This window comes from Bifidobacterium pullorum DSM 20433, from assembly GCF_000771405.1.
GTDB classification, from domain to species: Bacteria; Actinomycetota; Actinomycetes; order Actinomycetales; family Bifidobacteriaceae; genus Bifidobacterium; species Bifidobacterium pullorum.
On record NZ_JDUI01000002.1, the window covers coordinates 14,195 to 29,228 of the forward strand.

At 64.5% G+C, this 15,034-nt stretch carries 10 protein-coding genes and 1 tRNA gene; all 11 read right to left on the reverse strand.

Translation table 11 applies throughout. The features are described 5' to 3' along the window. Window positions 1-61 precede the first annotated feature (61 nt). The 11 genes from glgX to OU11_RS01445 all read right to left on the reverse strand — a co-directional run bounded on the left by glgX (window position 62) and on the right by OU11_RS01445 (window position 14,926). Complete coding sequence (gene glgX / locus OU11_RS01395; RefSeq protein WP_152597029.1) at window positions 62-2,203, reverse strand: glycogen debranching protein GlgX; 2,142 nt, start codon at window positions 2,201-2,203, stop codon at window positions 62-64. A 116-nt stretch (window positions 2,204-2,319) separates the two neighbouring features. Then, the gene (locus OU11_RS01400; RefSeq protein ID WP_033514082.1) at window positions 2,320-2,919 is read right to left on the reverse strand and encodes an NUDIX hydrolase; all 600 of its coding nucleotides are present in this window, start codon (window positions 2,917-2,919) and stop codon (window positions 2,320-2,322) included. A gap of 9 nt (window positions 2,920-2,928) precedes the next feature. Beyond that, window positions 2,929-3,816, reverse strand: coding sequence for a Nif3-like dinuclear metal center hexameric protein (locus OU11_RS01405; protein WP_033514083.1), 888 nt, complete (start codon window positions 3,814-3,816; stop codon window positions 2,929-2,931). Between the two features lie 27 nt (window positions 3,817-3,843). Then, complete coding sequence (gene polA, locus OU11_RS01410; protein WP_033514084.1) at window positions 3,844-6,696, reverse strand: DNA polymerase I; 2,853 nt, start codon at window positions 6,694-6,696, stop codon at window positions 3,844-3,846. Continuing rightward, complete coding sequence (locus OU11_RS01415; RefSeq protein ID WP_033514085.1) at window positions 6,686-7,480, reverse strand: ANTAR domain-containing response regulator; 795 nt, start codon at window positions 7,478-7,480, stop codon at window positions 6,686-6,688. The genes polA and OU11_RS01415 overlap by 11 nt, the downstream gene beginning before the upstream one ends. 82 nt (window positions 7,481-7,562) lie before the next feature. Continuing rightward, window positions 7,563-7,636 (reverse strand) — tRNA-Leu (locus OU11_RS01420). Between the two features lie 153 nt (window positions 7,637-7,789). Next, complete coding sequence (pyk, locus tag OU11_RS01425) at window positions 7,790-9,232, reverse strand: pyruvate kinase (protein ID WP_033514086.1); 1,443 nt, start codon at window positions 9,230-9,232, stop codon at window positions 7,790-7,792. Between the two features lie 206 nt (window positions 9,233-9,438). Next, window positions 9,439-11,553 carry an excinuclease ABC subunit UvrB gene (gene uvrB, locus OU11_RS01430; protein ID WP_033514087.1) on the reverse strand — a complete coding sequence of 705 codons (2,115 nt, stop codon included), beginning with the start codon at window positions 11,551-11,553 and terminating at the stop codon, window positions 9,439-9,441. A 1-nt stretch (window position 11,554) separates the two neighbouring features. Then, entirely contained in the window at window positions 11,555-12,268 is a 714-nt protein-coding gene (coaE, locus tag OU11_RS01435; protein WP_081963394.1) for a dephospho-CoA kinase, read from the reverse strand. Between the two features lie 143 nt (window positions 12,269-12,411). Continuing rightward, on the reverse strand, window positions 12,412-13,887 hold the full coding sequence (rpsA, locus tag OU11_RS01440; RefSeq protein WP_033514088.1) for a 30S ribosomal protein S1: 1,476 nt from the start codon (window positions 13,885-13,887) through the stop codon (window positions 12,412-12,414). Between the two features lie 160 nt (window positions 13,888-14,047). Next, on the reverse strand, window positions 14,048-14,926 hold the full coding sequence (locus OU11_RS01445) for a bifunctional methylenetetrahydrofolate dehydrogenase/methenyltetrahydrofolate cyclohydrolase (protein WP_033514089.1): 879 nt from the start codon (window positions 14,924-14,926) through the stop codon (window positions 14,048-14,050). Between the last annotated feature and the right edge of the window lie 108 nt (window positions 14,927-15,034).

The following is a 15,034-nucleotide window of genomic DNA, read 5'->3' on the forward strand; positions in this document are numbered from 1 at the left end:
GGGTGGCAGCCCGCTCCGCGAAGCGGACTGCCACCCGTCTGTGCCCGGACCGGCATAAGTCCTAGAACTTGCGTTCCGCTTCCGGTTTCCGGTCGCTCATCAGCAGCAGGAAGCTGCGCGACTGCGCGGTGATGGCGAATCCGGCCTCGTAGTTGAGTTCCGGCCCGTCGGGGTTGTGCGTGTCGACCACCAGCTTCCACTTCTTGCCGTAGCGTTCGTCCGGCAGCGTGAACTGGATCGGCTCGTAGTGGGCGTTGAAGATCAGGATGAAGTCGTTGTCCACCATCTGGTTGCCGTACCAATCCACCTCCGGGATATCCGAACCGTTGAGGTAGATCATCACCGAGAACGCGTGCGTGTTCTGCCAGTCGGCCATATCCATGATCGAACCGGTATGGTCGAACCATTCGGCCTGCGGGATCTTGTCCACCGGGTCGCCCGGCATACGGCCGGAGAAGAAGCGGCGTCGGTGCAGCACCGGATGGCTCAGACGCAGGTGAATCATCTTGGAGACGAACGCCAGCATCTCCCGCTGCGAATCGTCGAGTTCCCAATTCGTCCACGAGATCTCGTTGTCCTGACAGTACGCGTTGTTGTTGCCGCCTTGCGTGCGCATGACCTCGTCGCCGCCGCAGATCATCGGGATGCCTTGGCTGACGAGCAGCGTGGCGAACATGTTGCGCATCTGCCGCTGGCGCAGTTCGTTGACGTCGCGGATGTTGGTCGGGCCCTCCACGCCGCAGTTCCATGAACGGTTGTTGCTTTCGCCGTCGCGGTTGCCTTCGCCGTTCGCCTCGTTGTGCTTGTTGTTGTAGCTGACCAGATCGTTCATCGTGAAGCCGTCGTGCGCGGTGATGAAGTTCACCGAGGCGACCGGTCGGCGCCCGTTCATCTGGTACAGGTCTGAGCTGCCCATCAGACGGCTGGCGAACTCCGGCAGCGTGGACGGCTGCGAGCGCCAGAAATCGCGCACGCAGTCGCGGTACCGGCCGTTCCATTCCGACCAGCTGGAGGGGAAGCCGCCGACCTGGTAGCCGCCGGAGCCGATATCCCACGGTTCGGCGATGAGCTTGACCTGGGAGATGACCGGATCCTGTTCGACGATGTCGAAGAAGGCGGAGAGCTTGTCCACGTCATGGAACTGGCGGGCCAGGGTGGCCGCCAGGTCGAAGCGGAAGCCGTCGACATGCATCTCGGTGACCCAGTAGCGCAGGCTGTCGGTGATGACCTGCAGCGCGCGCGGCGAACGCATGAGCAGCGAGTTGCCGGTGCCGGTGGTGTCGAAGTAGTGCTGCGGGTCGCCGTCGACGAGCCGGTAGTAGGCCTGGTTGTCGATGCCCTTGAAGCTCAGCGTCGGCCCGCGGTCGTTGCCTTCGGCGGTGTGGTTGTACACCACGTCGAGGATGACCTCCATGCCAGCGTTGTGGTAGGCCTTGACCATCGATTTGAATTCGTTGACCTGTTCGCCGCGCTGCCCGGAGCTGGAATAGGCGTTGTGCGGGGCGAAGAAGCCGATGGTGTTGTACCCCCAGTAGTTGCTCAGCCCCTTCTCCTGCAGGAACGTGTCGTTGACGTACTGGTGGATCGGCATCAGCTCGATGGTGGTGACGCCCAGGTTCTTCAGGTATTCGATCACCGACGGGTAGGCCAGTCCCGCGTAGGTGCCGCGGATGTCCGGCGGCACGTCGATGTTGAGGTTGGTCATGCCTCGCACATGCGCCTCATAGATGACCGAATCGTGGTACGGGATGTTCGGATGGCGGTCCGCGCCCCAATCGAAGTAGGGGTTGACCACGACCGATTTCATCGTATGCGAGGCCGAGTCGAGGTCGTTCATCGCCGAGTTGTCCTCGGGACTCTTGAACCAATAGGAGAACAGGCTTTCGTCGCTGTCGATGTTGCCCTCGATGGCGTAGGCGTAGGGGTCGAGCAGGAGCTTGTTCGGGTTGCAGCGCAGGCCCCTGTTCGGATCGTACGGCCCGTAGACGCGGTATCCGTACCGCTGCCCGGGCTGGATGCCCGGCAGGTAGTTATGCCACACGTAGGAGTTCTGCTCGGTCATCTCGATGCGGGTCTCCCGGTCCTGATCGTCGAACAGGCACAACTCGACCTTCTCTGCGACCTGGGAGTAGATGGAGAAATTCACGCCGGCACCGTCGTAATGCGCGCCGAGCGGATACATCGAACCTGGTCTGATCTGCATAGTTCCAGTATCGCACGTCGTATCCGCCACGACACGGTATTGTCTCCAACCGGTTCGCTATCGGCACGATTGCGGCACGTCGCGAATGTCGGCATGATGCCGCCGGCCGGCCGCGCTCAACGAGACAGGCGACGTATCGCCTCGTGCTGGATGGCGATCATCGAATTGGACGACGTGACCCCGGCACGGATCAGTTCCTCCCAGGACACCCACGCCGACCACACATGCTCGTCCGCGTCCAGATGGCGCGGCACGGTGTGCCAACGGTCCAGATGGATGACCATGATATGGGCCAGCTCATCGGACATGCCTTCGGACGAATAGAAGGCCCCCGCATGGTCCACGTGCACGGCCTCGTCATCGTCGGGCGCCACGCCGGTCTCCTCGCGCAGTTCACGCAGCGCGGCGGTCATCACATCCTCACCGGCGTCCATCAGCCCCGCGGGCAGGCCATACGCGAACAGATCCGATCCGGCCCGGTATTCGCGTTCCATAAGGTAGCGGTCGGCAACCGTGTCATGCACCAGCATGACCACGCACGGTGCATGCCTCATCACCTGCCGGCGAACCTCGATGTCCGTACCGTCCTTGGCGTGGAGGGCCAGTCGCATGTCCTCCACGTCGAACACCGCGCCCCGGTATACCGTGTGGCGTTCCAGCACGCTGACCGGCCGGTTCATATCGATGATGTCACCGCTCTGTTCCATGTCCGCCATCCCGTCACCTCACCTGATCGACAACGTCCACGGATCGGTGTTCATACGGTTCCAGTACACCTCCGGCCGCTCCCCCGTGGCCTGTTCCACGGCTTGCGGCACATCGTCCAGCGCGTAATGGAACCACAGCGATTCGATGGCGCTGTGGGGCGTATTGATCAGCATCGGGCGGACTGCGGCGTCCCCGGCGCCCAGTCGTATGCCGCGCCCGCGCATCGACGCCTCGTAGCGGGCCTGCTCGATGGCGTCCGTGGCCGGGTGATGTCTGAGGTCGCTGGTCACGTACACGTCGACGCCGGCGGCGCGCACCTCGTCGAACAACGAATCGCCCGATCCCGGCAGCACCGCGACGCTGCGGACCGGCGCCTCCAACGGACCGCATACCTGCACGCCGAGTTCGGTATGCGGGAGCACGTCCGCCACACGTCGGGCGAACGCCTCCAACGTCATCGGTTCCGGCAGCGCGCCGATGCGCCCCAATCCCACCGGGTGTGCGCAGGAGGGATCGTCGATGGGCACCAGCGGCCGCTGGTCGATCAATCCGAACAGATCGGCGGCCGCCGTACCCGTTCCCCGGTATGAGGCGTCCGCATTGGTATGGCCCACCCACAGCGCGCAACACGCCTGGCTGAGCCTGCGGACGATGTCGCCGTGCACGCCCAGCCCCGACACCTCATGCACCGAACGGAACAGCAGGGGGTGATGGCAGATCAGCAGATCGGTCCCCCGCTCGACGGCCTGCCGCACGACCTCCATTGTGGGGTCGGCGGCGAATTCGATGCGCCGGACCTGTGCGGACAGATCGCCCACGATCAGCCCGGGATGGTCCCACGATTCGGCGTAACGCAGCGGGTACAGCGTCTCCAGGACGTCCACGACCTGTTTGAGCGTCGGCATACGATCTCCTTCCTGTTCCGTGCGCCGTCAGTGTGCAGCCAGCTGCCAGTCCGAACCGATGCCCGTCGACACGTCGAGGGGCACCGCGATGCTGACGGCGTGTTCCATGGCATCCTTGACCAGGGCGGTGACCCGCTCGCTTTCGCCGGGAGCGATCTCCACCACGAGTTCGTCATGGATCTGCATGATGATGCGGCTGTTCACGCCGGCGTCCTTCAACGCCTTGTCCGCATGGATCATGGCGATCTTCATGATGTCCGCCGCCGAGCCCTGGATCGGCGCGTTCAGGGCGGCGCGTTCCGCCGCGTCCCGGGCCGCGCGGTTCGGCGACTTCAACGCGGGGAAATACCGGCGCCTGCCGAACATCGTCTCGGTATACCCGTTGACCCGGGCGTCGGACACGAGGGACTCCAGATAGTCGTGGACCTTGCCGAACGTGGCGAAGTACTTGTCCTTCAGCACATCGGCGGCCGCCGGACTGATCTTGAGCTGCTGCGCCAGACCGTAGGTGCTCAGACCATAGGCCAGGCCGTAGCTCATCGCCTTCACGTGGCTGCGTTGGTCCGGGGTGATCTGGTCGACCGGAACCCCGTAGACCAGACTGGCCACGTACTTGTGGAAGTCGGTGCCCGAGCGGAACGCCTCGATCAGGGCCTCGTCCCCGGACAGGTGCGCCATGATGCGCAATTCCACCTGCGAATAGTCGGCGCTGAGCAGCGCCTCGTATCCTTCTCCCGGGACGAATGCGGAACGGATCTCACGGCCGGCGGCGTTCCGGTTCGGAATGTTCTGCAGATTCGGGTCCACGGAGCTCAACCGGCCCGTGGCGGCGACCGTCTGCTCATACGTCGTGTGGATGCGGCCGTCGCCCTGATTGACCGCGTCGATCAGCGTCTGCACGATCTGCTTGAGCTTGTTCGTCTCCCGATGCCGCAGCAGCGCGCCCAGGAATCCGTTGGCCCGCTCGTTGTTCACCGACTTGACGTACAGGTCCTGCAGCGCGGCCGCGCTGGTGGTGTATGACCCCGACTTGGTGCGCTTGGTGGGCTTAAGCCCCATGTCCTCGAACAATACGGCCTGAAGCTGCTTCGGGCTTTGCAGGTTGACCCGTGTGCCGGCGTGTTCCCAGGCGATCTCCTGCGCCTGGCGCGCATCGGAGGCGAACTGGTCCCGCATATCGGTCAGCCGCTGCAGATCCACCTGCGCGCCGGCCGTCTCCATGCCGTGCAGCACACGGGATGTCGGCAGTTCGATGGTATGCAGCAGAGAGAACTGCCGGCGTTCGTCGATGAGCGGCGCCAACGCGTCGGCCAACGCACGGACGATGGCCGCGCGTCTGATGGTGCCGTCGTCCGGCCCTGGTTCCCGCGGTTCGGAGGATTCCCCGAAATCCAGTTGTCCCTGGGTGGCCTCCTGCTCCTGTTCGAAATGCAGGTCCAGGAAGTGGCCCGCGGCCTGTTCCACCGTTTCGGCGTGGAAATCCGGATGCACCAGATACCCGGCCAGCTTGGTGTCGAACAACGGGGTATCCAGATCGATGCCGGCCGCCGAGAGCATGTGCAGATGTTCCTTGAACCCGTGCACCACCATCGTGCAGTGGTATCGCCCGACCAACGTGCGCACCTCGTTCGCAAGGGCCGGATCCATCGGCCCCTCGATCAGCGCGGCGTGCCGTCCACAGAGTATGACCAGGGTGGTCAGCGTCTCGTCGCCCGGTTTGGACTGCCCCTGCGCATACAGCACCCAGGAGCGGCCGATGTCGGCGCTGATGCCATGCTCGTGGTCGATGCCGGCCCGGGAACCGTCGACCCCGGCCGTGTCGCCCAGCACCTCGGCCAGATGCCGATCGCTCCAGGCACGCAATGTCTCCGCGTCGTCGATGCGAACGGACTCGGGCATGTCCAGCCCATCGGATGCGGATTGGCCGGACGGTTCCGCCCCACCGGAGGCCGCGGGACGCTCGCCGCCGTTGAAGGTCTTGAGTACGCGGCTTTTCGTTCGGGCCCCGAATTCCAGACGCTTGAACAGCGCGTCGACCTCATTGACGTCGAGCGCGCCGAACGCCAGATCGTCCACGGCGACGCCCAGGTCGACGTCCCGGACCAAAGCGTTGACCTTGCGGTTGAGCTTGACCTGTTCGAGATTCTCCCGCAGCGCCTCGCCCTTCTTCCCGCCGATCTCGTCGGCATGTTCGATGATCTGGTCCAGGCCGCCGTACAGGTTGATCCATTTGGCGGCGAATCCGTCGCCCACGCCCGGCACGCCGGGGATGTTGTCCGCGGTCTCCCCGCGCAACGCGGCCAGATCGGGGTACTGTGCCGGCGTCACATGGTACTTCTCCTCGACCGCCTGTGGGGTCATGCGTTTGAGATCCTTGAAATGATGACCCGGATACAGCACGGTGATGTGCTCGTCGACCAGCTGGAAGGCGTCGCGGTCGCCGGACAGCACCAGCGTGCGGTATCCGGCGCGTTCCCCCATGGTGGCCAGCGTGCCGATGACGTCGTCGCCCTCGAATCCCGGTTTTTCGATATACGTGACGCCCAACGCCTTGAGCATCTGCTGGATCAGCGGCAACTGGCTGAGCAGCTCCTCGGGCGCGGCCTCACGCGTTCCCTTGTACTGGGGCAGCAGGTCGTTGCGGAACGTGCCGCCCTTGACGTCGAACGCCACGGCGAGACGGTCGGGATGCTCCGACTCGATGACCTGCGAGAGCATGGTGGCGAACCCCCATACCGCGTTCGTAGGCTGTCCGGAGGACGTGCTGAAGTTCTCGACCGGCAGTGCAAAAAAAGCGCGGAACGCCAAGGAATGGCCGTCTACGACCAGCAGCGTTCCGCGGTAGGTGCTCTCATCCATCGATTCGGGATTAGCGCTCATCACCGGATTCCGGCTTGGGATCGCCGTACTTGGCGATGATGGCGAGGGCGAGACGCTTCTTCGGGATGCGCTGGTCCATGGAGGTCTTCTGGATCCAGCGGAACGCGCCCTGTTCGGAGAAGTCGGCCTTGTCCATCAGCAGACCCTTGGCGCGGTCGACCAGCTTGCGCTCCTCGAGCGTCTCCTCGGTCTTCTTCAGCTTCTCCTCGATCTTCTTGAGCCGTTCCTCGGTCTCACGCAGCTTGTTCTCGCTGCGCTCCACGTTGTCCAGCAGATCGTTGATCTCGGCGAAACGGCCCATGGCCACCTCAAGGGCGGGCAGCAGCTTGGATTCCTCATAGGGCTTGGTCACATACGCCATGGCGCCGGCACCGGTGGCCTTCTTGACCAGGTCCGACTGGGAGAACGCGGTGAGCATCACCACGGGGGCGATGTTCTCGTCGCAGATGATGCCGGCGGCGGCGATGCCGTCCATACGGGGCATCTTGACATCCATGCACACCACATCGGGACGATACTTGCGGGTGAGCTCGATGGCCTCCTCACCATTGGCGGCCTCGCCGACCACCTCGTATCCGTTGTCCTCGAGCATGGCCACCAAATCCATACGGTTGACGGACTCATCCTCGGCGACCACGACGGTGCGCTTGCGCGGGGTTTCATTCTCCTTCGACTTGGCGACGGCCTCGATGTCCCCTTCGGCCGCGGCCTTGATCTCCTCGTCGGTGAGCACGACCTCGTTCATCTCGTCTCCGGGTTCCGCGGTCTTATTCCTTGCAGCCATGCCGACCTCTTTCCATTCCTGATCGTCGAGGTCGCGCGAAGATACCCGACCTCGGGTATTTCATACAGTCGAATCAATACCGTGCCCCCGGTGGGACTCGAACCCACACTGCGCAGATTTTGAGGCTGCTTCCTCTACCAATTGGGATACAGGGGCATATACCAACCTACGGAAATATACCATATCAGCCAGAACTTGCCAACCGACGCGCCGACGTGTCCTGCGGCGGATATGAGAATCGGGGTCCCCGGATAAGGGACCCCGATTCGCGTTCAACGTAGCGTCAACACCGCCGATGCGGCGTCATGCTCACTCGTTGGCGCCAACCGTGTGCACGTAGATCGTGTCGGTGCTGCCGGCCTTGTGCTCGCCCTGGGCGGAGCTCAGGACCACGATCTTGTCGCCGTCGGCGACCTTGCCGGCGCTCTTGAGCACCGAATCGGTGAAGACCATGAGCTCCTTGCGGGACTTGTCATGGTAGTCCTCATCGAGCAGGAACGCCTCGGTGCCCCAGCTCAGAGCCAGCCAGTGGTAGGTGTGCTCGTTGTTGGTCAGGCCGTAGATCGGGGTGGCCGGACGCTCGCGGGAGACGCGGTGCACGGTGGAACCGGTCTGCGTGTAGGCCACGATGGCCTTGGCGTTGAGCTTGTCGGCCAGGTCCACGGCGGCGGACGACACGGCGCCGGTCGACGACATGTCGAGGTTCTTCAGCTGCGGGATGCGGTCGTAGCCGTGCTCGGTGGCGTAGCCGGAGATGCGGCTCATCGTGTCCACGGTGACGGCCGGGTACTTGCCGACGGCGGTCTCGTTGGAGGTCATCGTGGCGTCGGCGCCATCCAGGATGGCGTTGGCGCAGTCGGAGGCCTCGGCGCGGGTCGGGACCGGGGAGTTGACCATGGAGCCCAGCACCTCGGTGGCAACGATCACCGGCTTGGCGTACTGGCGGGCCAGCTCGATGCAGCGCTTGGTGGCCAGCGGGACCTCCTCGAGCGGGCACTCGACGGCCATATCGCCACGGGCGACCATGATGCCGTCGAAGGCCTTGACGATATCCTCAAGGTTCTCCAGGGCCTGCGGCTTCTCGATCTTGGCCACGACCGGGATGCGACGGCCTTCCTCGTCCATGATCTCATGGGCGCGATCGATGTCGGAGGCGAAGCGCACGAAGGACATGGCGATGATGTCGGCGCCGGTCTGGATGGCCCAGCGCAGATCCTCCTCGTCCTTCTCGGTCAGCGCGGGCAGGGACACGGCCACGCCCGGCAGGTTGATGCCCTTGTGCGAGGAGACGGGGCCGGCCACGATGACCTTGGTGTGCACGTTGTTGCCCTCGACCTTGGTGACCTCCAGACGGACCTTGCCGTCGTCGATCAGGATCGGGTCGCCGGCGTGGCAATCGCCCGGCAGGCCCTTGAACGTGGTGGAGGTGATGTGCTCGTCACCCTCGATGTCGTCGGTGGTGATGATGAACTCCTGGCCCTCGGTCAGCTGGACCTTGTCCTCGCCCTCGGCGTTCTTCTTGAACCAGCCGCAACGGATCTTCGGGCCCTGCAGGTCGACCAGAACCGCCACGTTGCGGCCCGCGGTCTTGGAAGCCTCACGCACGTTGTTGTACACGCGCAGGTGATCCTCAGGGGTGCCGTGGGAGCGGTTCAGACGGGCGACGTCCATACCCGCTTCAACGAGCTTGGTGAGGTTCTCGAGCGATTCGGTGGCGGGACCGATGGTATCTACGATCTTGGCTTTACGCATATGGCTGCCTATCCTTCTTGACGTGTGGGGGTCTGACGACCCAGTTGCCACATGACAGTTTACTAGGAAAACCTGAACGGAGCCACTTTTCCGCACGGTGTGTTTGTTAGCGCTCACATTCCGGTGGACACAATCACGGACACGCTTTGCCCGCAGGGATACGCCGCCCGCGGGCAAGGCATCCGGGGGTCGGCCCCGCCGGAACGTCAGCGCTTGGCCTCGGTGATCTGCCTCAGTTCCTTCTTCAGGTCACGGATTTCGTCGCGAAGCCGGGCCGCCAGCTCGAACTGGAGCTGTTCGGCCGCCGTATGCATCTGCTCGCTCAACTGGCGGATCAGGTCGGCCAGGTCTTGGGCCGGCAGCCCCGCCTTGAGCAGCTCCTCATGGCGGCGTTGCGCCTCCTGCCGGTCGGCCGCGGGCGGCACGCCCAGATGGCTGTTCCCCGCCTTGCCGGCGTTGCGGTACCCGCCGGCCAACAGCGTCTGCGTGTCGACGTCCTCCTTGGCCAGCATGTCGTTGACGTCGCTGATCTTCTTGATCAGCGGCTTGGGGTCGATGCCGTGCTCCTTGTTATAGGCGATCTGCCGGTCACGGCGGCGGTTGGTCTCGTCGATGGCCTTGTGCATGGCCTCGGTGATCTCGTCGGCGTACATGATCACCGTGCCGGACACGTTGCGCGCCGCGCGGCCGATCGTCTGAATCAGCGAACGGTACGAACGCAGGAACCCTTCCTTGTCGGCGTCGAGGATCGCCACCAGCGAGACCTCCGGCAGATCCAGGCCCTCCCGCAGCAGGTTGATGCCGACGATGACGTCGATCTTGCCTTCGCGCAGTTCGCGCAGCAGTTCGACACGCCGCAGCGTGTCGACGTCGGAGTGCAGGTACTCCACCTTGATGCCGCGCTCGAGCAGATAATCGGTCAGGTCCTCGGCCATCTTCTTGGTCAGCGTGGTCACCAGCGTGCGTTCGCCGCGCGCCACGCGATCCTTGATCTCGGCCAGCAGGTCGTCGATCTGCCCTTCCACCGGTCGCACCTCGATCTTGGGATCGACCAGGCCGGTCGGGCGGATGATCTGTTCGACCACGCCGTCGGACAACCCCAGCTCGTAGTCGCCCGGCGTGGCGGACAGGTAGACGGTCTGGCCGACGCGATCCAGGAACTCCGGCCATTTGAGCGGCCGGTTGTCCATGGCGCTGGGCAGACGGAACCCGTGTTCGACCAACGTGCGCTTGCGGCTGGCGTCGCCCTCGTACATCGCGCCGATCTGCGGCACCGTGACATGCGATTCGTCGATGACCAGCAGGAAATCGTCCGGGAAGAAATCCAGCAGGGTGTGCGGCGGGGTGCCCGGGTCACGCCCGTCGAAATGCCTCGAATAGTTCTCCACGCCCGAACAGCTACCGACCTGGGCGAGCATCTCCAGGTCGTAGTTCGTGCGCATCGTCAGGCGCTGCGCCTCCAGCTCCTTGTTCTGCTTGCGCAGCTCGGCCACGCGCTCGTCCAGCTCCTCGCGAATGGTGCCCAACGCCCGTTCCATGCGTTCGGGACCGGCCACGTAGTGCGAGGCGGGGAAGATGTGCGTCTCGCTGACGTGGTCGATGACGTCGCCGGTCAGCGGATGCAACGTGGAGATGCGGTCGATCTCGTCGCCGAAGAACTCGATGCGCACGGCCAGCTCCTCGTACACCGGGATGATCTCCACCGTGTCGCCGCGCACGCGGAACGTGCCGCGGGTGAACGCGATGTCGTTGCGCTTGTACTGCATGTCCACGAACCGGCGCAGCAGCTGGTCCCGATCAAGCTGCTGGCCCTCCTTGAGCAGCAGCATGCGCCCGGCGTACTCCTCCGGCGTGCCCAGGCCGTAGATGCACGAGACGGTGGCCACCACCACGCAGTCGCGCCGCGTCAGCAGGTTCGCGGTGGCGGCATGGCGCAGACGCTCGACGTCGTCGTTGATGTTCGAGTCCTTCTCGATGTAGGTGTCGGTCTGCGGGATGTAGGCCTCCGGCTGGTAATAGTCGTAGTAGGAGACGAAGTAGCTGACCGCGTTGTCGGGCATGAGCTCGCGGAATTCGGCGCACAGCTGGGCGGCCAGCGTCTTGTTCGGCTCGATGATCAGCGTGGGCCGCTGCAGCCGCTCGATGAGCCATGCCGTGGTGGCGGTCTTGCCGGTGCCGGTGGCACCCATGAGCACGACGTCGTTCTCGCCGTTCTCGATGCGCGCGGCCAGCTCCTCGATGGCCTGCGGCTGGTCGCCGGACGGCTGATACGGCGACTTGACGACGAACGGTTTGTCGATCCGCTCGATATTGAACCCCATCTCAGACCTCCTGTTCCGTCGCTCGGCGGGACGGCTCCCCGCACCCGGACCGCCACTGCGCCACCAGTGTATCAACAGCATCGAACATCTGTTCGAACGGCTGTTCGGAGTCGATGACCACGTCGGCGATCGCCTCACGCTCGGCGCGCGTGGATTGGCTGCCGATGCGGGCCAAGGCCTGATCGCGGGTCATGCCGCGCGTCGCGATCATCCGGGCGACGCGCGTCTCGACGGACGCCTCCACGGTCACGATATGGTCGAACCGGAACGGCATGGCGTCGATGACCTCCGCCAGCAGCGGCACGTCATGCACGACGATCGGCGGATCCGTCCGGCGCCCTTCGTCCCTCCCCCGGCCCGGGCCATCCCCCGTCCCCGACAACCGTTGTTCGATGCGTTCGGCCTCCCGATAGATCAGGGGATGTTCGATGGCGTCGAGCCGTTCACGGGCACCCGGCGCCGCATCCGCGCCGAACACGTGATCCGCCATCCACGCCCTGTCGAGGGTGCCGTCCGCCCCCACGGCGCGCTCTCCGAATTCCTCGACGATGCGACGCAGCCCCTCGCCACCGGGCGCCACGACCGCGCGAGCCAGGTCGTCGTAGTCGACAACGGATGCGCCCAACTCCCGAAAACGCGCGGCCACCGTGCTCTTGCCCGCCGCGATGCCGCCCGTCAGCCCGACGCGAATCATATGCCCATCACCGTTCGTCATGTATGACATTGTGCCACGACGTGCAACGTCTGCGCCCGCGACGAAGCCGAACGGCAGTGCATCCGCGCGGAAAAACGGGACGGCCCCCGCCGCAGCGGAGGCCGTCCATCGGACTATCGGTTCCCTGGGGAACGAGAGTCGGCTCAGTTCTTGCCGAGCAGCTGGTCGCGCAGGGCGGCGAGCTGGTCGGAATCGGCGAGGGTGCCGGTGGAGGTGGACTCGGACGAGTAGTTCGAGGTCTCCTCGACACGCTCCTGGCGCGGAGCCTGGCCGTCGGCCGCGGCGGACTCGGCCGCGTTCTCGATCTCCTTGGCCACGAACTCCTTGTGCTGCTCCCACAGGTCGTGAGCGGCCGCGTACTGGGCCTCCCACTCCTCGCGCTGCTTCTCGAAGCCGGCGATCCACTCGTTGGTCTCCGGGTCGAAGCCTTCGGGGTACTTGTAGTTGCCCTGCTCGTCGTACTCGGCCGGCATGCCGTACAGCGCCGGATCGAAGTCCTCGGAGGCCGGGTCGACGGAGTCGTTGGCCTGCTTGAGGGACAGCGAGATGCGGCGACGATCCAGGTCGACGTCGATGACCTTGACGAACACGGTCTCGCCCGGCTTGACCACGGTCTCCGGGTTCTCGACGTGGCGGTTGGCCAGCTCGGAGATGTGCACCAGGCCCTCGATGCCGTCCTCGACGGAGATGAACACGCCGAACTGGACGATCTTGGTGACCTTGCCCTTGACGATCTGGCCGGGGACGTGGGTGCGGGCGAAGCGCTGCCACGGATCCTCCTGGGTGGCCTTGAGCGACAGGGAGATGCGCTCGCGGTCCAGATCGACGTCGAGCACCTCGACGGTGACCTTGTCGCCGACCTTGACGACCTCGGACGGATGGTCGATGTGCTTCCAGGACAGCTCGGAGACGTGGATCAGGCCGTCCACACCGCCCAGATCGACGAACGCGCCGAAGTTGACGATGGAGGACACCACGCCCTCGCGGATCTGGCCCTTCTTGAGCTGCGAGAGGAAGGTCTCGCGGACCTCGGACTGGGTCTCCTCGAGGTACTGGCGACGGGACAGGACCACGTTGTTGCGGTTCTTGTCCAGCTCGAGGATCTTGGCCTTGATGGTCTGGCCGATGTACGGGCTGAGATCGCGCACGCGACGCATCTCGACCAGGGAGGCCGGCAGGAAGCCGCGCAGGCCGATGTCGACGATGAGACCGCCCTTGACGGCCTCGATGACGGTGCCTTCGACCACACCATCGGATTCCTTGATCTTCTCGACATCGCCCCAGGCGCGCTCGTACTGGGCACGCTTCTTGGACAGGATCAGACGGCCTTCCTTGTCCTCCTTGGTGACGACAAGGGCCTCGACGGTGTCGCCGACCTCGACGACCTCGTCCGGATCGACGTCCTTCTTGATGGAAAGCTCACGGGAGGGGATCACGCCCTCGGTCTTGTAGCCGATATCGAGCAGGACCTCGTCATGATCGATCTTGACGACGGTACCCTCGACCAGATCACCATCATCGAAGTTCTTGATGGTGGAATCGACTGCCTTGATGAAGTCCTCTTCGGTGCCGATATCGTTGATCGCGACCTTGGTGACTTCCGTGTTGTTCTGTGCCATTAATTGTGGTTTCTGTAACTAGTGGGTGGATAAAATCGTTCTTCAGTTATCCGCGTGCGCCTCACGGCACACACAAGTGCCCAGAATACCGGCAACCATGGCCAAAACCACGGCTCCCCCGAAAACGACACGCCCGAAATATTCCAGCGGCGGCATCGGGTCAGCGGGCCGCCCGTTCCGCCATGTCCACGACATTGGCGAGCAGCATGGCGCGCGTCATCGGCCCCACGCCCCCCGGATTCGGGGTGTACGCCGAACACAGCTCGTAGCAGGCCGGGTCAACGTCCCCCTTGATGCGGTAGCGTCCGGCTTCCTCGTCCCAGACGCGCGAAACGCCTACGTCAACGAGCACCGCGCCGGGCTTGACGCAGTCCGGGCGGACGAATCCGGCCGATCCCACCGCCGCCACGATGACGTCGGCCCTGCGCATCTGCTCGGCGACGTCCGGCGTCCCCGTATGGCACAACGTGACGGTGGCGTTGACGTCACGCCGCGTCAGCATCAGTCCAATCGTCCGTCCAATGGTGATGCCACGGCCCAGCACGCACACATGCTTGCCGTTCAGGTCGATGCCGTAATGGTCGAGCAGCGTCAGCACGCCGCGCGGCGTGCACGGCAGCGGCGTGTCGATGTCCCCGTCGACATGCAGCACCAGTTCGCCCAGATTGTACGGGTGCATGCCGTCGGCGTCCTTGGCCGGATCGATCAGACCGATGATCGCGTTCGCGTCCACCCCCGCGGGCAGCGGCAGCTGGACGATGAATCCGGTGCAGGCCGGGTCGTCGTTCAGTTCGCGAACGGCGGCCGCGATACGCCCGTGATCCGCACCGGCAGGCAGATCGAGCCGAATCGAGCGGATGCCGACATCGGCGCAATCCGAATGCTTGCCGGCCACGTATTTGATCGAGCCGGGATCCTCCCCCACCAGCAGCGTGCCCAGCCCGGGCTCCAGACCGCGGTCCGCCAGCGCCTGAACGCGCTGTCGCAGTTCGTCCTTGATCGCGGCGGCGACCGCCTTGCCATCGAGTTTGGTGGGCATGTGAACGCTCCTTGCTTCGTTGAACCGATGCTCTGCATCGTAGGCTATCGTGGAGTCAGGCCATAATCGACAGCCCACAACCTGGGCGGCGCGGCATGCTAAGGAGCT